Here is a 25601-nt window from a genome sequence, read left to right as displayed (position 1 = left end):
GTGCTCATGCGGTCGCCTCCTGCGGGGTCGGGGCCGGGGTGCGCTCCTCGACCGGCAGGACCGGCGGCAGCTCGCTCTCGTCCTGGCCGAGGAAGACCCGGCGGACGACGCGCTCGGCGGCGCGGCCGTCGTCGTACTCGCAGAACCGGCGCCGGAAGACGGCCCGGGCCTTCGCCGCGCCCTCGTCGCGCCAGGCGTCGGTGGTGAGGATCTCCGTCAGCTCCTCCTGGGTGCGGGCCACCGGGCCGGGGGCCTCGGCCATCAGGTCGAAGTAGACGCCGCGGGTGGTGCGGTACGTCTCCCAGTCGTCGGCGTAGATCACGAGCGGCCGGTCGAGGTTGGCGTAGTCGAACATGATCGAGGAGTAGTCCGTGACCAGGGCGTCCGCCGCCAGGCACAGCTCCTCGACCGGGTCGTAGGAGGAGACGTCGATGATCCGGCCCGTGCGGCGCAGGTTGGTGAGCGGGGAGGCGGCGCCGCCGTAGAAGTAGTGGCCGCGGACGAGGAGGACCGTTTCCTCGCCGAGGCGGTCGGCGAGGGCGGCGAGGTCCAGGCGGGGCGTCCAGCCGGCCTCGTAGTCGCGGTGGGTGGGCGCGTAGAGGACGGCCCGGCGGCCGGGCGCGATGCCGAGGCGGTCGCGGATCGCGCGGATGTCGGCGGCGCCGGCCGTGTAGTACACGTCGTTGCGCGGATAGCCATGGTCCAGGGAGACGTAGCGCGAGGGGTAGGCGCGCTCCCACATGCGGGTGGTGTGGCTGTTGGACGAGACGCTGAAGTCCCACTTGTCGATGCGCTCCAGCAGTGCCTGGAAGTCCAGGCCCTGCGCGGCGGCCGGGTAGGCCAGCTGGTCGATGCCCATGCGCTTCAGCGGTGTGCCGTGGTGGGTCTGGACGTGGACCGCGTCGGGGCGCTTGACCACCGCGTTGGGGAAGTTGACGTTGTTGACCAGGTACTTGGCGGTCGCCAGCACCTCCCAGTAGCGGCGGCTGCCGGGCACGACGTGGTCGGTGCCGGGCGGCAGCAGGGCCGCGTTCTCCTCGGTCACCACCCACACGGAGTGGATCTGCGGGGCGAGTTCGGCGAGCTTCGCGGCGATGGCGGCGGGATTGCAGGCGACGCCGCGGTTCCAGTATGCCGAGAACACCGCCAGGTTGGGGTTGACCGGGCGGCCGAGCGCTCTGCGGTACTGGTGGTCGCGGAGCTTGGCGCCGACCTGGCGCCTGCGGGTCCGTACGGCCGACCTGGCGGTGCGGCGCGTGCGGTTGACGGCCTGGAAGGCCCGGTACCTGGCGTACGCGCCCTCTTCGAGCAGGGAGCGGCGGACGCCTTCGAGGCCGGCCGGGCGCCGGTGGCCCTCGGGGCGGCGGCGCAGGGCGGCCAGGGACGCCCGGCGGAAGAACTCCCGCGCGACCTCCTCCGGCATGCCGCCCCGGGCGAAGGTGCGCAGGCAGTCGCGGACCATGACGTCGTAGAGGACGGTGTGGGCGGCGCGGCGGTCGCGGGCGAGGTCGAGGAGGGACTCGTAGCGCTCCACGAGGCCGTAGCGCTGCTCGGGCGTGACCGGGGGCAGACTGGCGGGGCGCAGTCTGCGGTCCTCGTAGGCGACGTGCGGCAGGCAGGCGACCCGGTCGGCGAGCAGCAGGGCGGCCAGGGCGGCGTACGGCTCGTCGTCGGTGGTGAGCCGCTGCTCGTGCGCCCTCCAGAAGTCCGCGCGCAGGACCCGGGTGCCGAGCAGCGGGGTCAGCCGCAGCAGGGGCGCGCAGTCGTCCAGGGCGACGTCGGCCCGGCCCGCGCGGGCGAGCAGCGAGCCGTCCGGGGAGGGCATGCCGGAGGTGTGCCAGGTGCTGCGGACATGGTCGAGGAGCAGGACGTCCACCTCTGCGGGCAGCTCCGCGACCCGCTCGGCGACCGTGCGCGGGGCGCCGGCGGGCAGGCCGTCCTTGGCGTGGACGAAGTGCAGCCACCGGCCGGAGGCCCGTGCCGCGCCCGCCGCCCGGGCCGCGGCGTCGCCGGTGCCGTCCGGCAGCGGCAGGACCTGGAGGTCCGGGGTGTGCCGCTCGGCGGTCTCCCGGGCCCAGTCGCCGACCGCGGCCACGATCACCTCGGCGTCCGGGAGGGGGTGGGCGGCGAGGGAGTCGAGGAGTTCCGTCAGATGGTCCTGCACGTTCGGCCCGTGGACGACGACGCTCAGCTCGGCCATCACGGGGACTCCTTCTCGCGGCTGCACCTATGCGGTCATGGTGCCATCAATGAGACAAAAGGGCCGACCGAGTGCGCCTCACGAGGGAGACCGGCGCGCGTCACGAGGAAACCTTCGCCCCGGCCCCCGCCCCCGCCTTCGGCGACTTGTCGCCGGTGAACGCCTCGTACTCCTTCAGGACGTCCTCCGTCGGCCCGTCCATGCGCAGCTCCCCGCGCTCCAGCCACAGCACGCGGTCGCAGGTGTCGCGGATCGACTTGTTGTTGTGGCTGACCAGGAAGACCGTGCCCGCGTGCTTGCGCAGCTCGCGGATGCGGTCCTCGGAGCGCTTCTGGAAGGAGCGGTCGCCGGTGGCCAGCGCCTCGTCGATGAGCAGCACGTCGTGGTCCTTGGCGGCGGCGATGGAGAACCGCAGCCGGGCCGCCATGCCGGAGGAGTACGTGCGCATCGGCAGCGTGATGAAGTCGCCCTTCTCGTTGATGCCCGAGAAGTCGACGATCTCCTGGTAGCGCTCCCTGACCTGCTCCCGGGACATGCCCATGGCGAGACCGCCGAGGTGGACGTTGCGCTCGCCGGTGAGGTCGTTCATCAGGGCGGCGTTGACGCCGAGGAGGGAGGGCTGGCCGTCGGTGTAGATGTGGCCGTTCTCCACGGGGAGGAGCCCGGCGACGGCTTTCAGCAGGGTCGACTTGCCGGAGCCGTTCGTTCCGATCAGGCCGATCGCCTCGCCCCGGTAGGCGACGAAGGACACGTTCTTCACGGCGTGCACCCGGCGCACGCCCGCCGCCTTCTCGGTCTGCTTGCGGCGCACGATGCGGTTGAGGGCGGCGGTCGCGGAGCCGCGTCCGGCGCCGGTGCCGTTGACGCGGTAGACGATGTCGACGCCGTCGGCGACGACGGTGGGGATCTTCTCGCTCGGGTGCTCAGCCACGGCCGTACGTCTCCTCAGCCTTCCAGAAGTAGATGAAGCCGCCGACGCCTGCGAGCAGCGCCCAGCCGGCCGCGATCGCCCACACGTGGGCGGGCAGCTGGCTCGCGTGGAAGCTGTCGATCAGGGCGAAGCGCATCAGGTCGATGTAGACGGCGGCCGGGTTGGTCGCCAGCGCGACCTTCACCACGTGGGGCAGGCCGTCCTTCTGCGCCAGCTTGTCGATGCTCCACATGACACCCGAGACGTACATCCAGGTGCGCAGCACGAACGGCATCAGCTGGGCGATGTCGGGGGTCTTGGCACCCATCCGGGCCATGACCATGGAGACGCCCGCGTTGAACGTGAACTGCAGGAACAGCGCCGGCACCGCCAGCAGCCAGGACGCGCGGACCGGCACCCCGAAGCAGAGCAGGATGACGACCAGGGCGCCCATCGAGAACAGCAGCTGCTGGAGCTGCTGGAGGCAGAACGACAGCGGCAGCGCGGCGCGCGGGAAGTGCAGGGCGCGGACCAGGCCGAGGTTGCCGGAGATGGCGCGGGTGCCCGCCATGATCGAGCTCTGCGTGAACGTCCAGATGAACACGCCCGTGACCAGGAACGGGATGTAGTCCGGCACGCCGTGCTTGGTGCCGAGCAGCACGCCGAAGATGAAGTAGTAGACCGCCGCGTTCAGCAGCGGGGTCATCACCTGCCACACCTGGCCGAGCTTCGCCTGGCTGTACTGGGCGGTGAGCTTGGCGGTGGCGAACGCGGTGATGAAGTGGCGGCGGGCCCACAGCTGGCGGACGTACTCGGGCAGGGAGGGGCGGGCGCCGCTGACGGAGAGGCCGTGCCGGGCGGCGAGGGCCGCGAGGTCGTGTTCGGCCGGGGTGGGGGCCGGGGCCGGGGTCTGGGGCGGTGTGTGGAGGACCTGGCTCACATCCGCTGCTTTCGCTCGGGGGGAGGGGGGACCTGAGGGGCCGCGAAGGGTCGTGAGGGGTGCTTCTTACCGGACTCTTCACGAGTTTTTACGTCGGGACGGGACCGTATCGTCGTAACGGGAGCGTACGTCGGGCGAGCGTCGGAACGCAACCGTTTCGTCGTGACGCCCTATGCTGTCCGGCATGACGACGAAGCCCGACGAGCCCCAGCAGCCCCCGCGCCGCCGGGCCCCCGCGGGGGCGGCCGTACTGCGGGAGGACGTGACGGAAGCCATCCGGGCGGCCGTCTTCGAGGAACTCGCGGCCGTCGGCTACGCGCGGATGTCCATCGAGGGGATCGCGCGCCGGGCGGGCGTCGGGAAGACGGCGGTCTACCGCCGCTGGCGCTCGAAGCTGCACCTGGTCCTGGACATCGTCTCGGCGCTCGCCGTGCAGGGCCTGCCCGCGCCGGACACCGGCTCCCTGGAGGGCGACCTGCGGCTGCTCTACGAGGTGACGTCCCGCGCCCTGCGCCACCCCGTCGCCTCGCAGATCATCCCCGACCTCCAGGCCGAGGCGGCCCGCAACCCCGACATCGCCGAGGCCCTGCAGAAGGCCCTGCGCGAGGGGCAGGACGGCGTCGCCACCGGCATCGTCACGGCGGCGGAGCGCCGCGGCGAACTCCGCGAGGGCATCGACCACGACCTGGCCCTCGACCTGATCTCGGGCCCGCTGTACTGGCGCTCGGTGGTGATCCGCAGCCCGAAGCTGCCCAAGGGATACCTGGCTTCCCTGGCCCGGGCCACGTCGGCGGCGCTGCGGGCGCTGTAGGAGCCGTCACCCCCGGGCCCCGCGGAAGCGGCGCGTCAGCCGCGTTCCGCCATCGCCCGCAACGCGAGCAGCTCCGGCGCGAGCAACTCGATCCGCCCGTTCGCCGCCGGCCGGACGAGGCCGTCGCGCCGCAGCCAGGACAGGGCGCGGTTGACCGTCACCCGGGTGACGCCCAGCAGGTCGGCGAGCCCCTGCTGGGACCCGGGCAGGCACACCACCCGCCCGCCGTCCGCCGCCGCGTGGAGCAGCCAGGCCGCGAGACGTGCCTCGCACGGCAGGGCGACGGTGTCCGTCAGCCGTTCCTGCTGGGCACGGGCCTGGGCGGCCAGCAGGCGCAGTACGTGCGCGCGGACCGCCGCCGAGTCGTCGAGCAGGGCCATGAAGCGAGCCCGCGGCACGGCCCGCACCGCGCACTGTCCGACCGCCGTGAACGTCGCCGTGTGGCCCGCCCGGTCGAGCAGCGCCACCTTGTCGAGCGCGCACGGCCCGCTCCACGTGCCGAACCGCACCACCCGCCCGTTCGCCGTCGCCGCGGACGCCGCCGTGCTCCCGCTCAGCAGCACCAGCAGGTGATCGGCCGGCGCGCCCTGCGCCCGCAGGACCTCGCCGGCGGCGTAGCGGCGCGGCACCGACCCGTCCCACAGGGCGATCAGGCCGGCGTCCGGCAACCGCGCGAACAGCGGTACGTCCCGCAGCCGCCGCCATCCGTGCGTGTCCACCCCGACTCCCGTCTGTATCGCGCGATACAGCAGCATCCGGCGCGCCGAGCCTGACCTCACCGCCGTCCCCGTACACCGGCTTGGAAAGGACCCCGTGTTCGTCGTCGAGCTCGCCTTCACACCCGCCCCGGAGCGCCTCGCCGCCCGCCCCGCCCACCGCGAGACCCTGACCCGTCTGCACGCCGAGGGGGCGCTCGCCGCCGCCGGTCCCTGGGCCGACGACACCGGTGCCCTCCTGCTCTTCACGGTCGACCGGGCGCGGCTGGACGAGATCCTCCACGAGGACCCCGTACTACCGGCGCACCCCCGGCGTCGAGGTCCGCTCGGTGCGCGAGTGGTCCCCGCTCGTCAGCCCCGCCTCGCCTCCGGGTGCAGCCGCAGCCACCCCTCCCATGCCGAGGTGATCATGTCCTGGACGTCGTGCCGGGCCTTCCAGCCGAGGTCGGCGGCGGCGCGGTCGGCGGAGGCGACGACACGGGCCGGGTCGCCCGGGCGGCGGGGCGTGACCGTGGGCGGCCGGTCGTAGCCGGTGACCGCGTTGATGCGGTCGATCATCTCGCGGACGGAGACGCCCTCGCCCCGGCCGATGTTGACGGTGAGGTCCCGGCCTGGGGAGGAGCGCAGCGCCCGGGCCGCCGCGACGTGGGCCTCGGCCAGGTCGACGACGTGGATGTAGTCGCGCACGCAGGTGCCGTCCGGGGTCGGGTAGTCGTCACCGAAGATCCGCGGCGGCGCGTCCTCCGTGAGTTTCTCGAAGACCATCGGGACGAGGTTGAAGACGCCGACGTCCGCCAGCTCCGGGCTCGCCGCCCCCGCCACGTTGAAGTAGCGCAGGGACGCGGTCGACAGCCCGGTCGCCCGGCCCGTCGCGCGGACCAGCCACTCGCCGGCGAGCTTCGTCTCGCCGTAGGGCGACATCGGCACGCAGGGCGTCTCCTCGGTGACCAGGTCCACGTCCGGCATGCCGTACACCGCAGCCGAGGAGGAGAAGACGAAGGACGGCACCTCGGCCGCCGTCACGGCCTCCAGGAGGATCCGCAGGCCCTCGACGTTCTCCCGGTAGTAGTGCAGCGGCTGCTCGACGGACTCGCCCACCTGCTTCTTCGCGGCGAGGTGGACGACACCGGTGACCGCGTGGTCCGCGAGGGTGTGCGCGAGCCGCTCGCCGTCCAGCGTCGAGCCCACCACCAGCGGCACCCCGTCGGGCACGCGTTCGGCGATGCCGGTGGACAGGTCGTCGTACACCACCGCCTGTTCCCCCGCCGCGGTCATCGCCCGTACGACGTGCGCTCCGATGTAGCCGGCGCCGCCGGTGATCAACCAGGTCATGTGCGGCCGTCCCCTCGTCAGTTGGCCCAAGGTGGTGGTGCTCTGTGCCGATACGTCGTGCTCTCAGTGAAGCAGGCGGCGCAGTCTCCCGCGTGCGACCGACAGCACACCGCGTACGCCGGGGGCCACCCGCAGCGCCAGCGCGCCGGAGTGGGTGGTGTACGGCTGTACGAGTACCACGCCGTGCCGGGCGCTCGGGACGGCGCGGCGGCGCAGCAGACCGGCGCTCGTGAGCGCGTGCGCCGTGACCTCGCGGCTCACGCCGTCGCGGAAGCGCAGCCGGAGGCGCAGGTCCCAGGTGCCCGCGCCGGGCGCGGCCAGGGCGGCGAGGTCGACGGCCGTCTCCGCCGCCCACGTGCCCGTGGACGGCACGAGCGGGGTGGCACGGCAGGCGACGACGGTCCCGTCGTCCCGGTGCCGCCACTCCGCCTCCACCGTCTCCGGCCCCGCCCGCGCCACCCGCCCGTACAGCTCGTGCAGGCGCAGCCGCAGCCGGGTGCCCCGGGCGCGGGGCCGCAGCGCCGCGTCGACGGCCAGGGGCAGCTCCCGCACGGGCCGGGTCAGCAGGGGCTCCAGCGAGATCTGCGGGAGGTCCTCCGACCAGACGGGCGTGCCGTCGGCGGCCCGGGCGTACGGCGGGCGGAGCCGGGCCGGACGGGCCGCCAGCTCCCGCAGCCGGGGCAGGTCGCGCGGCTCCGGGCAGGCCTGGACGACCCGCCCGGCCAGCCGGCCGGGAGCGGCCGGGTCGCGCGCCCAGTCGTCCGCGTCGTACTCCGCGAGATGCGCCCGCGTGAGCTCCCACCACGCGCGCTGGTAGGGGGCGTCACGCAACCCCAGTTCGCGCAGGTACATCCGCAGGTCGTGGTCGAGGAACTTGGCGCGCGCGGCCCGCGCGAGTTCCTTCTGCCCGGCGCCCAGCAGGATCTCGTACGCCTGCCGGCACGCCTCCGTGCGGGCCCGCCAGTTGGCGACACCGGCCCGGTCCAGCGAGATCGACAGCCGCTCGGCGGACCGGCGCACGTGCCAGACGTACACCCGGTCCGGAACGAGGGCGATCCGCGGGTCGGCGGCCAGCACGCGGGCGGTGAAGACGACGTCCTCGTACGGGAAGCGGCCCTCGGGGAAGCGGATGCCGTGCTCGCGCAGGAAGCCGGTGCGGTAGAGCTTGTTGACGCAGAGCGTGTCGTGGACCAGGCGCGGTCGCCGCGCCGGGTGCGGTACCACGGCGTGCAGCGCGTAGAGGCGCGGCTGCCAGGGGACTTCACGCCCCGAGGGCAGTTCGCGGCGCACGCACAGACCGCTCGCGACCTCCGCGCCCGCCCCTTCGGCCGCCGCGAGCAGCGCGTCGACCGCGCCCGGCGGCAGGACGTCGTCGCTGTCGAGGAACATCACGTACGGCGAGGTCACCGCGTCGAGCCCGGTGTTGCGCGGGGTGCCGCAGCCGCCGCTGTTGACGCGGCGTCGGATGACCTTCAGCCGGGGCTCCGACGCGGCGAGCCGGTCGAGCAGGCCGGCGCTGCCGTCCGCCGAGCCGTCGTCGACGGCCACGACCTCGCGCACGGCCGGGCCCTGGGCGAGCGCCGAGCGCACGGCGTCCGCCACATGGGCGGCGTCGTCGTAGCCGATGACCACGACGGCGACCTGGGAGTCCCGCATCACGGCATTCATCGCGGCATGCATCACGGCCGATCGTAAGCCGGGCGAATGACGTGAAAGTGATAACACACCATCAAACGACCCTAACGCCTTCCGGGCGGCACAAAATCGGTCCGTGACGATCCGACGTGCGGGGGGCGCCGGCCCGGTGCCCGTGGCGGTGCCCATGGTGGCGATGCTCGGGATCGGACTGTGGGGCCTGGACCGCGGCGGCATGTGGGGCGACGAGAGCGTCACCTTCCAGGTCGCGCGGCGCACGGTCCCGCAGATCTGGCGGCTGCTGCACGACGTCGACGCGGTGCACGGCCTGTACTACCTGTTCATGCACGCCGTCCTGGCCGTCCACCCGGACGAGGTCGTGCTGCGCCTGCCGTCGGTGTGCGCGGCGACCGTGACCGCCGGCCTGGTCGCGGCCCTGGGCGTACGGCTGGCCGGGCCGCGGGTCGGCCTGTGGGCCGGTCTCCTGTACGCCATCACGCCGATGACCGGCCACTACGCCCAGGAGGGCCGGTCCTACGCGCTGGTCGCGGCGGGCGTGGCCGGGGCGACGCTGCTGCTCCTGAGGGCCGTGGACGCGGCGACGGGGCGGGCCTGGTGGCCGTACGGCACGGTCGTCGCCCTGACCTGTCTGCTGCACGAGCTGGCGGTTCTGGTCCTCTGCGCACATGCCGTGACGCTGGCCCTGACGCGGGTGCCGAAGCGGGTGTGGTGCGGCTGGGGGTGCGCGGCGGCGACCGTGGCGCTGCTCCTGCTGCCGCTGGTGTGGGTGTCCCAGGGGCAGGCCGGGCAGGTGGCGTGGCTGGTGCCGCCGGGGTGGGACCGGGTGGAGAGGCTGGCGCGGAACTTCTCTCCCGGCCCGGCCGGGCCGGTCTTCTGGGCATCACTGCCGCTGATGGCCCTGGGGCTCCGGGAACGGCGCCTCGCGGCGGTCGCGCTGCCGCTGCTGCTCGTGCCGCCGGGGATCCTGATGGCGGTCTCGCAGGTCCGGCCGCTCTACCACGACCGGTACGTGCTCTACGCGCTGGCGGGCGGGTCGCTGCTGATGGCGGCCGGGGCCGGGCGGGTGGCCGGGGCGCTGGGGCGGGTGCGGTTCGACGGGCGGCGCCTGCGGATCCGCGGACGGCAGGTGCACGCCCTGCTGGGCGTCGCCGGGGCCCTCGCCCTCGCCGTCACCTTCCTGCACCACCTCCCGGTGCACCGCCAGGACCGCTCGGCCGCCCAGCGGCCCGACAACCTCGCCGTCGTCTCCGCGCTGGCCGTCCGCCAGATGCGCCCGGGCGACCCGGTGCTCTTCGTGCCGTCGGTCGGCCGGCTCGCCGCGCTGGCCTACCCGAAGGGGTTCCGGCAGGTGCGGGACATCGCGCTGCGGGAGCCGGCGCCCCGGTCCGGGACGCTGTGGGGCCGTGAGGCGACCCCCGGGGAACTGCGGCAGCGGCTCGCCTCGGTGGACCGCGTCTGGGTCGTCGCCGAGCGGGACGCGCTGGACCCGCGCCGGCCCCCGCGCGACCCGGTGGAGCGCACCAAGCTCGCCGTGCTGGCGGAGGAGTTCACCGTCGGCGAGGAGCACGTGCGGGACGGGGTGGTCCTGCGACGCTACGTCCGGCGGCAGCCCGCCGCGGAACCGCAGCCCCATGCGTCGGACCTGCCGTCCGATGCGTCGGACCTGCCGTCCCACGCGTCGGACCTGCCGCCCGATGCGTCGGTTGTGCCGCCCGGCACCCCTACGACCGCTCCTCTGCCGGAGAGCCGCCCGGCGCCTGAGACAGCGCGGCCGCGTCCAGCGCGCTGGTGAGGTCGTCGAGGCGGGCGCGCAGGGCGCGGATCTCGTCGGGTCCGAAGCCGGTCGAGGCGGAGATCCGGCGGGGCACCTGAAGCGCCCGCCGCCGCAGCGCGGTGCCCTCCTCGGTGAGCCGCACCTGGACCGACCGCTCGTCGCGGGCGCTGCGCTCCCGGGTCACGAGACCGGCCGCCTCCAGCCGCTTGAGCAGCGGCGACAGCGTGCCGGAGTCGAGCCGCAGATGCTCCCCGAGCTTCTTCACGGGCAGCTCGCCGTGCTCCCACAGCACCAGCATCGCCAGGTACTGCGGGTAGGTGAGCCCCAGGTCCTTGAGGAGCACGCGGTAGACGCCGTTGAAGGCGCGCGAGGCCGCGTGCAGGGAGAAGCAGATCTGCTGGTCCAGGCGGAGCCAGTCGTCGTCGGGCGTGTCCATGGTTCCAGGGTAGCTCGTGCCCGCCATTCAATTGCGCACAACTTAATTGTGTGCTCTACTTCTGGGTGTCAGGCGGCCCGGAAGCGGGCCGCCGAACCATGACGTGAGAGGGAAGGACTTCCATGGACGCGCTCTACACCGCTGTCGCCACCGCCACCCACGGCCGCGAGGGCCGGGCCGTCAGCTCCGACGGCGTACTGGACCTGGCGCTGGGCATGCCGCAGGCACTGGGCGGCAACGGCCAGGGCACCAACCCCGAGCAGCTCTTCGCCGCCGGTTACGCCGCCTGCTTCGGCAGCGCCCTCGGCCTCGTCGGCCGCGCGGCGAAGGTGGACGTCAGCGACGCCGCCGTCACCGCCGAGGTCTCCATAGGAAAGCAGGGCGAGGGCTTCGGGCTCGCCGTCACCCTCCGCGTGGAGCTCCCCGACAGCGTGGACGAGGCGACCGGCCGCAAGCTGGTCGAGCAGGCCCACCAGGTCTGCCCGTACTCCAACGCCACCCGCGGCAACATCGACGTCGACCTCGTCATCGAGTAGTCACCCGCCGCGCGTCACCCCCCCGACCCGCGCCAGCACCTCCCCCGTCCGTCTGCTCCACGCCACCACCACGGCCTCCTCGGGCACCGGGTGCCAGCGCGTCAGCAGCAGCCAGCGCACGTGGTAGCGGCGGACGACGGCGGCCCGCTCGGCGCGGGTCGCGTCAGGGGCGAGGTAGGCGCGCACGTCGGCCGCCCGGCGCTTGCGCTCCGCCTCCGCCAGGGCCGGGTCGGGCCAGATGGGCGCGGCGAGGTTCGGCCCGTACCCGGCGATGGCGTGACTGGCGAAGTACCCGTCGGTGATCACCACCTCGCCCCGCCCGATGTGCCGCGCCGCCCAGTCGTACGACGGCCAGCGCGTCGGCTGCGTGAACCCCACCGGGTCGACCGAGCGCGGCACCACGGCGCCGGCGTGCACGGTGACGAACCCGACGCACACCCCGACCGCCGCCGCCCCGCCCAGCACCCGCCGGACCCGCCCCCGGGGCCGGGCCGCCGCCAGCTCCACCGCCAGGGCGAACTGCGGCGGCACGAGCACGGCCCACAGCGCCCGGGCGTAGGTGTAGTGCCCGCTGAGCCAGCCGTACGCCACCAGCAGGCACTCCAGCAGGAACAGCAGCACCAGCGGGTCACGCGCCGAGCGGCGGGCCCGCAGGCACAGCGCGGGCAGGCCGAGCAGCGCCAGCCAGGAGTTGGCGAGCATCCGCTCGTACAACTGCCGGTGCATCGCGTCCATGCCGGTGTCGCCCACCAGCGCCAGCACGTCGTAGTACGGCCAGGTCACGGCGACCGTCGCGCAGGCCGCCCCGGCGAGCGCCCAGCGCGCCACGACCGGCCGGCGCCAGCCGCGCTGCCGGGACGCCACGATCGCCACCGCCCCGGTGAGCGCCGAGGCGGCCGTGACCGGATGCGTGAGCAGGATCAGCCCGTACAGGGCGCCGATCCCGGCGTACCCCGACCAGCCGCCGAGCCCGCTCGGGCCGACGAACCGCACGGCCGGGGCGTCCTCCCGCGCGCGCGTGCCCGTCCAGGCCCACGCCCAGAACGTCAGGCCGATCGCCAGCGCCGACGGATACCCCAGGTTCGTCGTCATCGACATCAGCCCGAGGTAGCCGCTCCACAGGATCCGCGCCGTGCCCCACAGCAGCGTCATGAACAGCAGGGCCAGCACCGGCGCCCAGGGACGAGCGGTGAGCGTCCTGACGAAACGGCCGACCCCGGTCAGCAGCACCAGCAGGTGCACCGGCCCGGCGAGCTTCACGACCTCCCAGCCCGACAGCCCCGTCAGCCGCGCCAGCACGCCCTGCGCGACGGCGTAGGGACCGTAGTAGGGGCTGCCCTCGCCCGGCAGGTCGGCCATGGTGTGGGCCGGGTGCAGCAGGTCGTCCTTGAGGCGCTCGACGACCGCGGCGTGCTGTCCGGCGTCGCAGCACAGCGGCACCCGCCAGAACGCCAGCGTCATCACCAGCCAGAACAGGGCGCCGTAGAACTGGTACGGGGTGGGCCGCCCCACCCGGCCGCCGCGCAGCGCCGTCGCACCGCGCACGGCCCGCCGGACCAGGACCGGGGCGCTCACAGGAGAGGGAGGGGGGTCTGGGGCATGCGCCGAATGTTCCCGGCCGCACGCCCGCCCTGACCCCGGGTCACTTCATCGGGTGAGGCGGCTACGCCCACCTGCCGTCAGGTCAGTCGCACAGCGTCTGCTCCGCCGCCGCCGGCCAGCGCGCGAACCGGAACCGCGTCCGTTCGAAGGCCCCGGTGAGGTTGTGCCAGAACCGCTCGGCGGTGAGCGGCGCGCGCACCGACTCCTTCAGCTCGGCGAGCTGCCCGCAGCCCAGCGCCGCCCGGGCCGCCTCCACCGCCTCCCGCGTGGCCCCGGCCCGCAGCAGGTCGCGGTACGGCGGGTGGCGCACGGCCCACTCGGCGAAGACCCAGTGGTTGCGCAGGAACTTCTCGTGCCCGGGCCAGCTCCACCGCTCCAGCGCGAGATGCGCGCCGATCGGACTGGCCAGCCCCCAGGCGTCGTTGACGTACGCGTCGAGCGGTGCCGCCGCCCCCGTGACGCCGAGATGACGCCCCACGATGACCACCTGGTACGGGGAGTCCGCGCGCATCGGCGTGGCGTGCAGCCGCCGTTCGGCGTCGAAGTACAGCAGCGTCGGACGGGGCGAACGGGCGGCCTCGGCCAGCATGCGGCGCCCCTCCGGCAGGGCGGGCCAGTTGTCCACCCAGGTGGCGGTGCGCACCGGGTTGTGGTCGCCGAGGCCCTCCACGTCGGAGCTGCGCACGTTGAAGGAGCCGGGCGTGCTGCGCACGTCGAACGGCGTCCGCAGCGGACTGACCGCCGCGCACAGCCACACCACCAGCAGGGCGCTCGCCGCACCGGTGACCCGGTTCGCGGGCACGACCAGCACCGGCAGGAGCAGCAGCAGGAGCGCGGGCAGGATCATGCGGGCGTGCATGTAGTCGCCGCCGACGCGGACGACGTACCCGGCGAGCAGCGCACCGGCCGCGAGGGGCGCCAGCAGCACCGCGAGCGCCGCCCGGCCCGGGGCCCTCTGCACCCGCTGCCGTCGGGTGCGGCGCACCAGCAGCACGGCCAGCGCGCCCAGCACGGGCACGACCGGCCACAGCCAGTACGGCCCGAGCGTCTCCTGCACGTACCCGGCGCCCCGGCCCCAGTCGCTGGCGCTCGCCTCCTTGGCGATGGCGGGCAGCGGCACCAGGATCCCGTAGTACCCGGCCCGGAACACCTCGTACGCCAGCGGCACGGCCCCCGCCGACGCCAGCAGCGCCACCACGCCCCGCCGGGACGGCCGCAGCACCCACCACTGCGCCGCCAGGAAGCACGCCGTGACCACCGCCAGATCGGGCCGGACCAGCGGCCCCAGCCCGAACACGAACGCCGCGAGGTACGTCTCCCGGGCCTCCTGACCCCGCCGGACCCGCGTCAGCAGCCACCACGACAGGCCGGTCCAGCAGGCGCCGAGCCCGCTCTCCAGACCCGAGGTCATGTACGACCAGAACGGCGGCACGGCCAGCAGCACGAACACCCCGGCCGGCAGCAGCAACCCCGCGTTCCGGTGCAGCCGGCACGTGGCCAGCAGGGCGAGCGCGAACCCGGCGGTGCTCAGCAGCAGTCCCAGCCCGACCGCGAGGAACGCCGGGTCCTCGCCGGTGACCCAGGTGGCCAGCGCGAGCAGCCACTGCCACAGGGTGCCGGTCGAACTCTCCGCCCGCTCCCCGACGTTGAACACCGGCCCGTTGCCCGCCAGGATCTGCCGGACCGGGCGCAGGTAGATCAGCCCGTCGTCGCAGATCCAGCGGCGCCGGTAGCCCAGCACGAACAGGGCCGCGGTGGGCACGGCGACCAGGGCCGCGTGCCACCAGTGCACCGGCCGCGGCCGCTCGGCGGGCGCCGGGGGCCGTGCGGAGGAGGCCCGCTGGCCGGGCAGGGAGGGGACGGCCTCGGGGCCGGCGGGGGTTCTCATCGCTCGACCAGCGCCCCGGACCGGTCGCGGACGCCCTCGGTCCGGCGGGCCGCGGGCAGCAGCGCACCGCCCCGCTCGCCCAGCATCAGCAGCCGCACGACCCGCTCGGCGGCCCGCCCGTCCTCGAACTCGCAGTACCGCTCCCGGAAGCCGGACCGCAGCCGCGCCGCCTCCTGGTCCTGCCAGGTACCGGACGCGAACAGCCAGGCCAGCTCCCGGTACGAGCGCGACACATGGCCGGGCGCGTCGGCCGTGATGTCGAAGTACGCGCCCCGGCTGGCCGCGAACGCGCCCCAGTCGTCCGCGTGCACCACGACCGGCCGGTCCAGCAGGACGTAGTCGAACATCAGGGCGGAGTAGTCGGTGACCAGGACGTCCGAGGCCAGCAGCACGTCCTCGACGTGCGGCTCGTCCGTCGCGTCCACCAGCACGCCCCGCCGGTGCAGGTCGGACAGGCCGAGACCGCGCGCCACACCCGCCGCCAGGGACGGGTGCAGCCGGACGACCAGGGTGTGCCCCGGGCCGAGGTCCGCCGCGAACCGGGCCGGGTCGAACCGGTCGACATGGCCGCCCTTGCGGTAGTCCCGGCGGGTCGGCGCGTACAGCACCACCGTGTGGTCCGCGGGGATGCCGAGCCGCTCGCGCACCGCCCGGCCCCGCTCCGGACCGGCCCCGACCAGCACGTCGTTGCGCGGGCTGCCGGTGCGCAGCGAGGTGAAGTGGCACGGGTACGCCCGCTCCCAGGCCCGCTCCGCGTGCCGCCCCGCGACCAGGCTGTAGTCCCAGCGGTCGGCCCGGCGCAGCGACTGCGGCACGTCGAAGCCGTGCCGGGCGCCCGGCTTGGTCAGCAGGTCCGCGCCCATGTACTTCAGCGGCGTGCCCTGGTGGGTGTGGATGTGGACGCTGCCGGGCCGCTTGGCCAGGGTGCCGGGCCAGTTGACGTTGTTCACCCAGTACGTGGCCCGGGCCATGACCTCGTGGTAGCGGCGCGAGCCCGGCGTCACGTGGTCGATGCCGGGCGGCAGCGCGGCCACCGCGTCCTCCCGCACCACCCACACGCCCCGGATGTGCGGGGCGATCTCGCGCGCCTTCTCGTAGATCGCGGCCGGGTCGCCGCTCACCCCGCGGTGGTGGGTCGCCGAGTAGACGGCGAGGTGCGGATCGAGCGGGCGCTTCGACTGGACCGCGTACCAGCCGCGCAGGGCGGTCTCCGACGCCTTGCGCGCCACCCGGCGCTGCCCGCCCAGGGCCGCCGCGCGCAGGTCCCGCAGCGTCCGCGCCACGGCGTACGACGCGTAGGGCGCCGATGCCAGCAGCCGCATCTCCACCCCGCGCCAGCCGTCCGGCTCCGGGAAGCCGCCCTCGGGGAGGTGACGGCGGTGGAAGGAGCGGATCTCGCGGTAGAAGTCGCCCCGGTCCGCCGGCCGCACCCGGTCCTCGCGGGCCAGCACGAACAGCATGTGGTCCAGGGCCCGCTCCAGCAGCAGCGGCCGCGCCCAGTCGAGGTCGGGCCGCTGCTCCAGGAACGCGAACAGGCCCTCGTACTGCGGGAAGATCTCGAAGTGCCGCCGCCCCGGCGTCTTGGTGATCGCGCCCTGCCGGCGCTGCCGGTACTCCACGCCGATCCGGTCCAGGCAGGCGATCCGCTCCGCCAGCACCATCGACCGGTAGGTGACCGGCGCGTCCTCGTACAGCCCCGGCGCGTACTGAAGGCCGTGCCCCTGGAAGAAGGCCCGCCGGTAGGCCTTGTTCCAGGCGACCAGGAACAGGTTCAGGTACTGCGGGCTCTCCCGGACGGAGAACGTCTCCAGCCCCGCCGCGGCCAGCAGGTCCGCCGCCTCGCTGCGCCCGCCCCGGCCCCACCAGTGGGTGCGCACATGGTCGAAGACCAGGATGTCCGGGTCGCCGGTCGTCTCCAGCCGCGCGGCGACGGCCGCCAGCAGGCCCGGCGTGTAGTGGTCGTCGCTGTCCAGGAACAGCACGTAGTCGCCGGCCGCCTCCTGAAGACCGGCGTTGCGGGCCCGGCCCAGGCCGACGTTCTCCGGCAGGTGCAGCACCCGCACCCGGGCGTCGCGGGCCGCGTACTCGTCGAGGATCGCGCCGCTGCCGTCCGGCGAGCGGTCGTCCACGGCGATCACCTCGAAGTCGCCGTAGGACTGGCCGAGCACCGAGTCGAGGCACTCGCGCAGGAAGCCCTGCACCTTGTAGACGGGGACGATGATGCTGAAGCGGGGCACTTCTTCGGTCAGCTCCTTACGAGGGTGGCGGCCGCGGGGGCCGGGACGCGCTCCGCGAGCGGGGTCACGGGCGGGATCGACTCGGGCGGCTCGCCCAGCAGCACCCGGCGCACGACACGCTCGGCGGCCCGGCCGTCGTCGAACTGGCAGAAGCGCTCCCGGAACGCGGCCCGCAGGGCCGTGGCGGACGCGTCGGCGTGAGCGCCGTCGCGGAAGACGCCCGCCAGTTCCTCCGGCGTACGGGCCACCCGGCCGGGCGGGCACTTCATCAGGTCGAAGTAGACCCCCCGGGTCTCCCGGTAGACCTCCCAGTCGTCCGCGTACACGACGATCGGCCGGTCCAGGTTGGCGTAGTCGAACATGATCGACGAGTAGTCGGTGATCAGCGCGTCCGCCGCCAGGCACACGTCCTCCGAGGAGCGGTGCCCCGTGACGTCGATGATCCGGCCGCCGCCGCGGGAGGAGCCCTGGTCGTAGAAGTAGTGGGCGCGCAGCAGCACCACGTAGTCGTCGCCGATCGCCTCGCAGAACTCGGCCAGGTCCAGACCCGAGGCGAAGCCGGTGGCGTAGTCGCGGTGCGTGGGGGCGTAGAGCAGGGCCTTCTTGCCGTCGGGGACGCCCAGTTCCTTGCGGACGCGGGCGACGTCCTCGGCGGACGCCGTGTAGTAGACGTCGTTGCGCGGATAGCCGTACTCCAGCGTCTCGTGCGCGCCGGGGAACGCCCGCTCCCACATCTGCGTGGAGTGCCGGTTCGAGGTGAGGTTGTAGTCCCAGCGGTCCACCCGGGCCAGCAGCTTGGTGAAGCTCCCGGTCGCCGCGGCCACCACGGGGTACGTCGCCTGGTCGGCGCCCATCGTCTTCAGCGGCGTGCCGTGCTGCGTCTGCAGGTGCACGCTGCCGCGGCGCTTGACGACGGCGTCCGCGAAGTTGGCGTTGTTCACGAGGTACTTGGCGCGGGCCAGCACCCGCCAGTACTTCCGGCTGCCGATCACCGCGTACTCCACCCCCGGCGGCATGCCGCCCACCGCGTCCGGTTCCACCAGGAACACCGCCCGCAGGTGCGGGGCGAGTGCGCGGGCCGCGGCGTGGATCGCGGCCGGGTTGCAGGCGTAGCCGCGGCCCCAGTACGCGCAGTACACGACCAGGTTCCGGTCGAGCGGGAGGCGCAGCTGCGCCGCGTAGCTCAGGCGGGTGCGCAGCCCGCGCGGGCGGGGGAGCAGCGCGGCGGCGCGCAGTGCTCCCCGGTTCGCGGCGCGCAGGGCGTGGAACGCCGCGTACGAGCCGGACGCCAGCAGCCGGTGCTGGACGCCCAGGCTGCCGCCGGGCGCCCGGTACCCGGCGGGGCGGTGCCGCCGGTAGAGGGCGCTCGCCCGCCGGAAGAAGGCGCGCCGCCCGGCCGGCAGCCGCCGGGGGTGCGCGGCCGTCTTCAGCACGGCGGCGAAGAGCTGCTCGAACAGCGGCCGCAGCCGCTCCACCGGCAGCTCCCCCTCCGCCGCCCGCGTCAGCACCAGCTCGGTCTGGTCGAGCAGCTCGGTGTGGTGCTCGCCCGGCAGGTTCAGCCGGTTGCCCTGCCGGCGCAGCAGATGCCGGACGACGACGGTGCGCAGGGCCGCCACCCGCTCCGCCCGCAGGGCGACGAGACCGCCGAACCCGACGTCGGTGAAGTGGTCCCCGGGGAAGGTGATGTCCCGCTCGGTGAGGAAGGCCCGGCGGTAGGCCGCGCTCCACGCCGGGAGCGCCACGCCCGTCAGCTGCGGGACCTCGCGGGGGGCGAAGGCCCGGTCCGGCGTCCTGGCCAGCAGCGAGGCCGGCGGGTTGGTCGGCTCGCCCTCCCACCAGGGGGTGCGCTCGTGCTCGAAGTACAGGACGTCCACGTCGCCGGTCTCGCCCAGCCGGGCGTCCAGCGCGGCCAGCGCCCCCGGGGCCAGGACGTCGTCGCCGTCGAGGAACAGCACGTGGCCGCCGACCGCCGACCGCAGCCCGGTGTTGCGCGCCCCGGCCAGACCGGCCGACGGCGGGGAGTGCACCGGCGTCACCCGGGAGTCCCGCTCGGCGTACCCGGCGACGACGTCCGCCGCCGGTGCGTCGGGTGCGTCGCACACCGGGATCAGCTCGAAGTCGCCGAACGACTGGGCGAGGACCGAGTCCAGCGCCTGGGACAGCCGGCCCGCGACCCCATGGGACGGGACGACGATGCTGAAGCGGGGCATTCTGCTCTTTCTGTCGAGGGCCTTCAGGAGACTGCGGGCCGCCTCAGGCCGCGCGCGGGCGGCCCGGGCGCCCGGACGGGCGCCAGGAGGGCGGCCGGCTGGGTGTCGGCCGCGACGGGCTGGAGGGCATGGGACTCCCCGGAGTGAGAACCGAGTTCAGAGGCGGTCGGTGACGGCCGCGGAACCGGCCGGCTGCGGCACCGTGGCGAGCGGCTCGCGGACCAGCGAGGCCGCCGCCGACGGCACCGGCCGGCGCTCGGCCAGCGGGACGACCGGCGGCAGGTCCGACTCGCCGAGGACGACCCGGCGCACGACCCGCTCGGCGGCCCGGCCGTCGTCGTAGGTGCAGAACCGTTCGCGGAACGCCGCCCGCAGCTGCGCCGACCGGGAGCCGCGCCAGTGGCCGGTGGCGAAGATGTCGATCAGCTCGTCCTCGCCCCGCGCGATCGCGCCGGGCGGGAAGGAACGCAGGTCGAAGTAGGTGCCGCGGGCCGCCTCGTACGCTTCCCAGTCGTCGGCGTGGATCACGATCGGCCGGTCCAGGTTGGCGTAGTCGAACATCAGCGACGAGTAGTCCGTGACCAGGGCGTCCGAGGCCAGGCAGAGCGACTCCACGCTCGGGTGGTCGCTGACGTCGACGACCCGGCCGCAGGTCGTGGTCAGCGGGCCGCCGTAGGCGTGGTGGGCGCGGGCCAGGACGACGAAGCGCGGGCCCAGGCGGCGCACGATCCGCTGCAGGTCGAGGGTGTGGCGCGGGGAGCGGCGGTAGTCGCGGCGGGTCGGCGCGTACAGGATCGCCACCGCGCCCTCGGGGACGCCGAGCGAGGCGCGCAGCCGGGCCACGTCCGCCTCGGTCGCCGTGCGGAACACGTCGTTGCGGGGGTAGCCGTACTCCAGCGTGGTGTAGCGGCCGGGGTGGACGCGCTCGTGGGTCAGGGTCGTGTGGCGGTTCGCGGACAGCACGTAGTCCCACTGCTCGACGCCCTTGAGGAGCCGGGCGAAGTCCCGGCCGCGGGCCGCCGCCGGGCGTTCCTGGAGGTCGAGTCCGAGGTGCCCCAGCGGGGTGCCGTGCCCGGTCTGGATCAGGACCTGGCCCCGGCGCTTGACCAGGCGGTCGTCGAAGTCGGTGTTGCTCACCAGGTACCGGGAGCGGGCGAGCGCCGTCCAGTAGGCGGCCGTGCCGGGGACGAGGCGGCGCGGCCCGGGCGGGATCGTGTGGTGGTGCTCGGGGCGGGCGATCCACGCCGTGCGGATGTGCGGGGCGAGGTCGCGGAACGCGGCCTCGAGCGCGCCCGGGTTGCAGCTGTGGCCGCGGCCGTCGTACGCGGTGAAGACGGCACGGTCGGCGCGCAGCGGGAGGCAGCGCTGCACGCGGTAGTGGGCCCGCAGCGCGGCGGACCGCAGCCCCCGCCCGAGCCCTCCGGTGATCCGGGCGGCGGAGCGGTGCGCGGCCGACGCCAGCTTCAGGGCCCGGTAGGTGCGGTGCAGGCCGAAGCGGATCAGCGTGTGGTGCACCCGGGCGCGCAGGGGACCGGGCGTCCCGGGCGTGCGGTAGCGGCGGTAGTGGGCGCGGGCCCGGCGCAGGAAGGCCGCGCGTGAACCCCGGGGCAGCCGGTCCCGCCGGGAGTACACGATCGCCAGGTGGTGCACCATGCGGCGGAACAACACCGGCCGCCACTGCGCCAGTTCGGGCCGCTCGTCGAGGAACGCGAACACCCGGTCGTACTGCTCGAAGACGTCGAAGTGCCGTTCGCTGGTGGTGCGCAGGATGCTGCCCTGCCGCCGTTGCCGGTAGTGCACGCAGACCCGGTCGAGCGTCGCGATCGACTCCGCGGTCATCAGCACCGGGTACGTCCACGGCGTGTCCTCGTACCAGCCGGGCGGGAAGGCGAACCCCTTCTCCTCGACGAACTCACGCCGGTACGCCTTGTTCCACGCGACCATCAGCAGCCGCAGCAGACCCGGCCGGTCCGCCAGGCGGAACGGGGCCGGGCCCTCCTCGGTGAGCTGCAGCGCCGCCTGGTTGCGGACCGCCTCGCCCGTCCAGTAGGCGCGCGCGTAGTCGAAGACCAGGACGTCCGGATCGCCCGTCTCCTTCAGCCGGTCGGCGATGGAGCGCAACGCGTCGGGCGTGAGCGTGTCGTCGCTGTCGAGGAACAGCAGGTAGTCGCCGCTCGCGTGGGCCACGCCGGCGTTGCGGGCGCGGCCCAGGCCGACGTTCTGCGGCAGGTGGACGGGGTGGACGCGCGCGTCGCGGGCGGCGAACTCGTCGATGATCGCGCCGCACGCGTCCGGCGAGCAGTCGTCGACGACGATCAGTTCCAGATCGGGACAGGACTGGGAGAGCACCGATTCGAGGCACTCGTGCAGGTACGCCTGAACCTGGTACGCGGGGACAATGACACTGAACCTGGGCAAGAGGCCATCCATCGGTCGGCGCGGGCGTTCGGCCCGGGAACGGCCGGTGGGCCGGGTTGGTTACGGCGGCTACGGCATCCGGGGGAACGCCGAAGGGGCGGACCGCTCCCGGCCCGCCCCTCCAACTGCCTTTTCTTGAGCGCTACTTCACCGCGCCGGCCATCACGCCGGACACGAACTGCCGCTGGAACGCGAAGAACACGGCCAGCGGGACCACCATCGAGATGAACGCGCCGGGTGCCAGCACGTCGATGTTGTTGCCGAACTGCCGTACCTGCGTCTGGAGTGCGACCGTGATCGGCTGGCTCCCGGAGTCCGAGAAGATCAGCGCGACCAGCATGTCGTTCCACACCCACAGGAACTGGAAGATGCCGAGCGAGGCGATCGCCGGAGCGCCCAGCGGCATCACGACCCGGAAGAACAGGCGCAGTTCGCCCGCCCCGTCCAGCCGCGCGGCCTCCAGCAGCTCCCTCGGGATCTCCGCGAAGAAGTTCCGCAGCAGGAACACCGCGAACGGCAGGCCGAAGCCGACGTGGAAGAGGACCACGCCGGTCACCGAGCCGAAGATGCCGATGTTGCCGAAGAGTTCGGCGATCGGGATCAGCGCGACCTGCACCGGCACGACCAACAGGCCGACCACGCCCAGGAACCACCAGTCGCGGCCGGGGAACTCCATCCAGGCGAAGGCGTAGCCCGCCAGCGAGCCGATGATCACCACCAGCAGGGTCGCCGGGACGGTGATCCACACCGTGTTGACCAGGCTGCTGGTGATGTCGTCGTTCTCCAGCAGCTTGGAGTAGCTGTCGAAGGTGATCTGGGACGGCTCGGTGAACACCTTCCACCAGCCGCTCGCCGCGATGTCCTCCGGCGAGCGGAGACTGGCCAGCAGCAGACCGATCGTCGGCACCAGCCAGAACAGGCCGACCACGATGAGGAACACCCGCACGAGCCCGCCGCTGACCCCCTCGACCAGCCGGGACCCCAGCGACTGCCTCGCCTTCACCGAGCCGGTGGGCCGCGCCGCCTTGCCGGGCAGACTGCCCGCGTCCGCGCTCATCGCCGCACCTCCCGCCGCAGCCGCCTGACGTTGAACCACATCACCGGGATCACGAGCAGCAGCAGGAACACCGAGATGGCGCTGGCGATGCCCGGCTGGTCCTCGGAGAAGCCCTTGCGGTACAGCTCCAGGGCGAGCACGTTCGCGTCGTCCTGGGCGGAGCCGGGGGCGATGATGAAGACCAGGTCGAAGATCTTCAGCACGTTGATCATCAGGGTGACGGTGACGACCGCGAGGACCGGCGCCAGCAGCGGCACCGTGACCCGTCGGAACACCTGCCACTCACTCGCCCCGTCGACCCGGGCGGCCTCCAGCAGCTCCCGGGGCACGCCCGCGAGCCCGGCCGCGATCAGCACCATCGCGAAGCCCGCCCACATCCAGATGTACGCGCCGATGATGGACGGCGTGACCAGGGACGGGCCGAGCCAGTCCAGGCCGTTGTACGGCTCCTTGAAGTTGCTGTCCGGGAGCCGCAGTTGCGCCCCGTCGGCCGAGGCCGGCAGCGTGAAGGTACCGTCGTCGCCGGCCGTGGTGGAGGCCACGACCCGGCCGTCCTTCACGGCCTCGACGCGCATCCCGGCGTAGCCCAGTTCGGACGCGTCGACGCTGTTGAGCTTGCCGACGCCCTTGCCGCGCGTGAAGTCCTGCCAGGTCGTGCCGGTGACCTTGTCCGGCTCGGGCTTCGGCGCCACCGCCGGCTTCGCGCCGTCCGGCATCAGGTCCGGCGCGACGCCCACCATCGGCAGCGAGACCGCCTCGCCGACACGGACGGGCGACTTCGTGATGAACGCGCCGCCGCCCGCCGCCTCCAGCGGCGACTCCCGGCCCGGGTGGGCCTTCGGGAACGCCGACGCCTGGGCGAACGTGTCGTGCACGCCCACCCACACCGCGTTCGCCACGCCCTTGTCCGGGTCCTGGTCGTACACCAGGCGGAAGATGATGCCCGCGGCCAGCATCGAGATCGCCATCGGCATGAAGACGACCAGCTTGAAGGCCGTGCCCCAGCGCACCCGTTCGGTCAGCACCGCGAAGATCAGGCCGAGGGCCGTGGCGACCGTCGGCGCGAACACCACCCAGAAGACGTTGTTCTTCAGCGCGGTGCGGATGCCCTCGTCGGTGAAGAGGGCCTTGTAGTTGTCGATTCCGGCGAAGCCGTCGCCGGACTGGTCGTAGAAGCTGCGGACCACCGAGTACCCGATCGGGTACACCACGAGCGCGCCGAGCAGGACGAGCGCGGGCAGCAGGAACAGCGCCGCGACCATCCTGCGGGTGCCGGTCACACTCTTGCGCGACTTGGGAGCGGCAGGGGGCTTGACGCCCCCTGCCGCCGTGGCCGACGTCATGCCGTCAGCCTCCGTAGGCCGCGGCCGCTTCGGCCTCCAGCTTCTGCTGCGTACCCGCCACGTCCTTCGGGTTCTTCAGGAAGTCCTGGAGGATCTTCCACTCACCCTTGCCGGGCGTGCCGCCGAAGGCCTGCGGGGCCTGGTCGGACATGTCGAAGCGGAAGTCGTCACCGGCGTCGATGAGCGCCTTGGCGATCCGCTGCTGCACCGCGTTGGGGTACGCGGAGTTCGGCACGTTCTTGTTCGGCGACAGGTAGCCGCCGAGCTTCGCCTGGATCTGTGCCGCGTCCGGCGAGGCGAGCCAGGTGGCCAGGGCCTGCGCTCCCTTCGAGTCCTCCAGGATCACGGCCGCGTCGCCGCCCGAGACCACCGGCCCGTTGTCACCGACCGCCGGGAACGGGAAGACCTTCGCGTCCGTGCCCACCTTCATGTTCTGCGGGATGTTGACCTGCGCGAAGTCGCCCGCCGCGACCATGGCCGCCTTGGGCTGGTCCCCGCCGGTGAAGACCTGCGTGACGGAGGCCGGGAAGTCGGTCTGCAACGCCCCGGTCGCGATGTAGTCGGTCTTGCCCCAGACCTGCGCGAGGGTGGTCAGCGCGTCCTTCACGGACGGGTCCGTCCACTTGATCTCGTGCTTGGCCAGCTGGTCGTACTTCTCCGGCCCGGCCTGGGAGAGGTAGACGTTCTCGAACCAGTCGGTCAGCGTCCAGCCCTCGGCGCCGCCGACGGAGAACGGGGTGACGCCGGAGTCGTAGACCGTCTGTGCCGTCTTCAGCAGGTCCGGCCAGGTCTCGGGCTCGCTCGCCCCGGCGTTCTCGAAGACCTGGTTGTTGTACCAGATCAGGGACTTGTTGGCGGCCTTGTAGTAGACGCCGTACTGCTTGCCGCCGACCTTGCCGATGTCCTGCCAGCCCTGCGAGTAGTTCTCGCCGAGCTCCTTGAGGGCGTCGGCGCCGAGCGGCTTGGCCCAGCCGCGGTCCACGGCCTGCTTGATGGCGCCCGGCTGCGGCAGCATCGCGATGTCCGGCGGCTGCCCGCCGGCCACCTTCGAACCGATGAAGTTGATGATCGGGTCCTGGGCGGGGACGAACGTGACCTTGGCGCCCGTGCGCTTCTCGAACTCCGAAAGGACCTTCTTGAAGTTGGCCTGTTCGGCGCCGGTCCACACGGCGGCGATCTCCAGGCTCGTCCCGTCCAGCTTGGGAAGGGTGACGTTGTCGGTGGTCTCCTCGGTGTTGCCCTGGGGTTCACTGTTCCCGTCGTCGGCGCCTCCGCAGGCGGTGAGCGAGAGCGCGAGCGCTCCCGCGGCGACGGCTGCCGCGGCCTTGGCGGCTCTGCGGTGCTGGGGGGTCGCCTTGTCCCGCTCGGGCGACCAGCGTTTCCGGATGGTGCTGCTCGTCATGCGCATGACTGCCCCGTTCTTCGTTCCTCGTCGAACGTCGAGCGCGCTCCCGTGCGATCTGGTCTACGCCCGGGTGTACGGGGGCGGCAAGATGGCGTCGGCTGTCAAGCGGGGGATCGTGACACCCTCGTGA

At 73.5% G+C, this 25601-nt stretch carries 18 protein-coding genes; 3 read left to right on the top strand and 15 right to left on the bottom strand.

Translation table 11 applies throughout. The features are described 5' to 3' along the window. Positions 1-4 precede the first annotated feature (4 nt). From C1703_RS15280 to C1703_RS15270, 3 genes are all read right to left on the bottom strand, one after another. Positions 5-2200 (bottom strand): CDP-glycerol glycerophosphotransferase family protein, encoded by a 2196-nt coding sequence (locus C1703_RS15280; RefSeq protein WP_114253214.1) that lies wholly within the window; start codon positions 2198-2200, stop codon positions 5-7. 100 nt (positions 2201-2300) lie between these two features. Continuing rightward, positions 2301-3131: an ABC transporter ATP-binding protein gene (locus tag C1703_RS15275; protein ID WP_114253212.1), complete on the bottom strand. Its 831-nt coding sequence runs from the start codon at positions 3129-3131 to the stop codon at positions 2301-2303. Next, entirely contained in the window at positions 3124-4050 is a 927-nt protein-coding gene (locus C1703_RS15270) for an ABC transporter permease (RefSeq protein WP_114253210.1), read from the bottom strand. Before C1703_RS15270 ends, C1703_RS15275 begins: the two co-directional genes overlap by 8 nt. A gap of 184 nt (positions 4051-4234) precedes the next feature. Here C1703_RS15270 and C1703_RS15265 point away from each other — a divergent pair, with 184 nt between their 5' ends. Continuing rightward, entirely contained in the window at positions 4235-4861 is a 627-nt protein-coding gene (locus C1703_RS15265) for a TetR/AcrR family transcriptional regulator (protein WP_114257428.1), read from the top strand. Between the two features lie 35 nt (positions 4862-4896). On the opposite strand, the gene C1703_RS15260 is transcribed toward C1703_RS15265, so the two are convergent. The 3 genes from C1703_RS15260 to C1703_RS15245 all read right to left on the bottom strand — a co-directional run bounded on the left by C1703_RS15260 (position 4897) and on the right by C1703_RS15245 (position 8589). Next, the gene (locus C1703_RS15260) at positions 4897-5580 is read right to left on the bottom strand and encodes a Crp/Fnr family transcriptional regulator (RefSeq protein WP_232840493.1); all 684 of its coding nucleotides are present in this window, start codon (positions 5578-5580) and stop codon (positions 4897-4899) included. Between the two features lie 348 nt (positions 5581-5928). Continuing rightward, complete coding sequence (gene galE, locus C1703_RS15250) at positions 5929-6909, bottom strand: UDP-glucose 4-epimerase GalE (RefSeq protein ID WP_114253206.1); 981 nt, start codon at positions 6907-6909, stop codon at positions 5929-5931. 63 nt (positions 6910-6972) lie between these two features. Next, the gene (locus C1703_RS15245) at positions 6973-8589 is read right to left on the bottom strand and encodes a glycosyltransferase family A protein (RefSeq protein WP_232840492.1); all 1617 of its coding nucleotides are present in this window, start codon (positions 8587-8589) and stop codon (positions 6973-6975) included. A gap of 142 nt (positions 8590-8731) precedes the next feature. On the opposite strand from C1703_RS15245, the gene C1703_RS15240 reads away from it, so the two are divergent. After that, positions 8732-10357, top strand: a complete 1626-nt coding sequence (locus C1703_RS15240; RefSeq protein WP_114257427.1) for a glycosyltransferase family 39 protein — start codon at positions 8732-8734, stop codon at positions 10355-10357. On the opposite strand, the gene C1703_RS15235 is transcribed toward C1703_RS15240, so the two are convergent. Then, positions 10287-10775, bottom strand: a complete 489-nt coding sequence (locus C1703_RS15235; RefSeq protein WP_114253202.1) for a MarR family transcriptional regulator — start codon at positions 10773-10775, stop codon at positions 10287-10289. The two genes, C1703_RS15240 and C1703_RS15235, sit on opposite strands and share 71 nt — an antisense overlap. A gap of 122 nt (positions 10776-10897) precedes the next feature. Here C1703_RS15235 and C1703_RS15230 point away from each other — a divergent pair, with 122 nt between their 5' ends. Beyond that, complete coding sequence (locus tag C1703_RS15230; RefSeq protein ID WP_114253200.1) at positions 10898-11311, top strand: organic hydroperoxide resistance protein; 414 nt, start codon at positions 10898-10900, stop codon at positions 11309-11311. On the opposite strand, the gene C1703_RS15225 is transcribed toward C1703_RS15230, so the two are convergent. From C1703_RS15225 to C1703_RS15190, 8 genes are all read right to left on the bottom strand, one after another. After that, positions 11312-12886, bottom strand: a complete 1575-nt coding sequence (locus tag C1703_RS15225; RefSeq protein ID WP_114253198.1) for a hypothetical protein — start codon at positions 12884-12886, stop codon at positions 11312-11314. A gap of 109 nt (positions 12887-12995) precedes the next feature. Then, positions 12996-14801 carry a hypothetical protein gene (locus C1703_RS15220; protein ID WP_114253196.1) on the bottom strand — a complete coding sequence of 602 codons (1806 nt, stop codon included), beginning with the start codon at positions 14799-14801 and terminating at the stop codon, positions 12996-12998. Beyond that, positions 14798-17038, bottom strand: a complete 2241-nt coding sequence (locus tag C1703_RS15215; protein ID WP_114253194.1) for a bifunctional glycosyltransferase family 2 protein/CDP-glycerol:glycerophosphate glycerophosphotransferase — start codon at positions 17036-17038, stop codon at positions 14798-14800. Before C1703_RS15215 ends, C1703_RS15220 begins: the two co-directional genes overlap by 4 nt. An 8-nt stretch (positions 17039-17046) precedes the next feature. Then, complete coding sequence (locus tag C1703_RS15210; protein ID WP_114253192.1) at positions 17047-19248, bottom strand: CDP-glycerol glycerophosphotransferase family protein; 2202 nt, start codon at positions 19246-19248, stop codon at positions 17047-17049. 156 nt (positions 19249-19404) lie between these two features. Continuing rightward, the gene (locus tag C1703_RS15205; RefSeq protein ID WP_114253190.1) at positions 19405-21666 is read right to left on the bottom strand and encodes a bifunctional glycosyltransferase family 2 protein/CDP-glycerol:glycerophosphate glycerophosphotransferase; all 2262 of its coding nucleotides are present in this window, start codon (positions 21664-21666) and stop codon (positions 19405-19407) included. A gap of 142 nt (positions 21667-21808) precedes the next feature. Next, the gene (locus C1703_RS15200) at positions 21809-22723 is read right to left on the bottom strand and encodes a carbohydrate ABC transporter permease (protein WP_114253188.1); all 915 of its coding nucleotides are present in this window, start codon (positions 22721-22723) and stop codon (positions 21809-21811) included. Next, positions 22720-24003 carry a sugar ABC transporter permease gene (locus C1703_RS15195; RefSeq protein WP_114257426.1) on the bottom strand — a complete coding sequence of 428 codons (1284 nt, stop codon included), beginning with the start codon at positions 24001-24003 and terminating at the stop codon, positions 22720-22722. Before C1703_RS15195 ends, C1703_RS15200 begins: the two co-directional genes overlap by 4 nt. A 67-nt stretch (positions 24004-24070) precedes the next feature. After that, the gene (locus tag C1703_RS15190; protein ID WP_114253186.1) at positions 24071-25474 is read right to left on the bottom strand and encodes an ABC transporter substrate-binding protein; all 1404 of its coding nucleotides are present in this window, start codon (positions 25472-25474) and stop codon (positions 24071-24073) included. Positions 25475-25601: the final 127 nt, after the last annotated feature.

The organism is Streptomyces sp. Go-475 (assembly GCF_003330845.1).
GTDB lineage: Bacteria > Actinomycetota > Actinomycetes > Streptomycetales > Streptomycetaceae > Streptomyces.
This window is presented reverse-complemented; position numbering and strand designations above follow the sequence as displayed.

Bases quoted from the DNA above. Each gene is read 5' to 3' on its own strand.
- C1703_RS15230 (WP_114253200.1), top strand. From the start codon at position 10,898: ATGGACGCGCTCTACACCGCTGTCGCCACCGCCACCCACGGCCGCGAG.
- C1703_RS15220 (WP_114253196.1), bottom strand. From the start codon at position 14,801: ATGAGAACCCCCGCCGGCCCCGAGGCCGTCCCCTCCCTGCCCGGCCAG.
- C1703_RS15235 (WP_114253202.1), bottom strand. From the start codon at position 10,775: ATGGACACGCCCGACGACGACTGGCTCCGCCTGGACCAGCAGATCTGC.
- C1703_RS15245 (WP_232840492.1), bottom strand. From the start codon at position 8,589: ATGCATGCCGCGATGAATGCCGTGATGCGGGACTCCCAGGTCGCCGTC.
- C1703_RS15240 (WP_114257427.1), top strand. From the start codon at position 8,732: ATGGTGGCGATGCTCGGGATCGGACTGTGGGGCCTGGACCGCGGCGGC.
- C1703_RS15200 (WP_114253188.1), bottom strand. From the start codon at position 22,723: ATGAGCGCGGACGCGGGCAGTCTGCCCGGCAAGGCGGCGCGGCCCACC.
- C1703_RS15280 (WP_114253214.1), bottom strand. From the start codon at position 2,200: ATGGCCGAGCTGAGCGTCGTCGTCCACGGGCCGAACGTGCAGGACCAT.
- C1703_RS15265 (WP_114257428.1), top strand. From the start codon at position 4,235: ATGACGACGAAGCCCGACGAGCCCCAGCAGCCCCCGCGCCGCCGGGCC.
- C1703_RS15190 (WP_114253186.1), bottom strand. From the start codon at position 25,474: ATGCGCATGACGAGCAGCACCATCCGGAAACGCTGGTCGCCCGAGCGG.
- galE (WP_114253206.1), bottom strand. From the start codon at position 6,909: ATGACCTGGTTGATCACCGGCGGCGCCGGCTACATCGGAGCGCACGTC.
- C1703_RS15210 (WP_114253192.1), bottom strand. From the start codon at position 19,248: ATGCCCCGCTTCAGCATCGTCGTCCCGTCCCATGGGGTCGCGGGCCGG.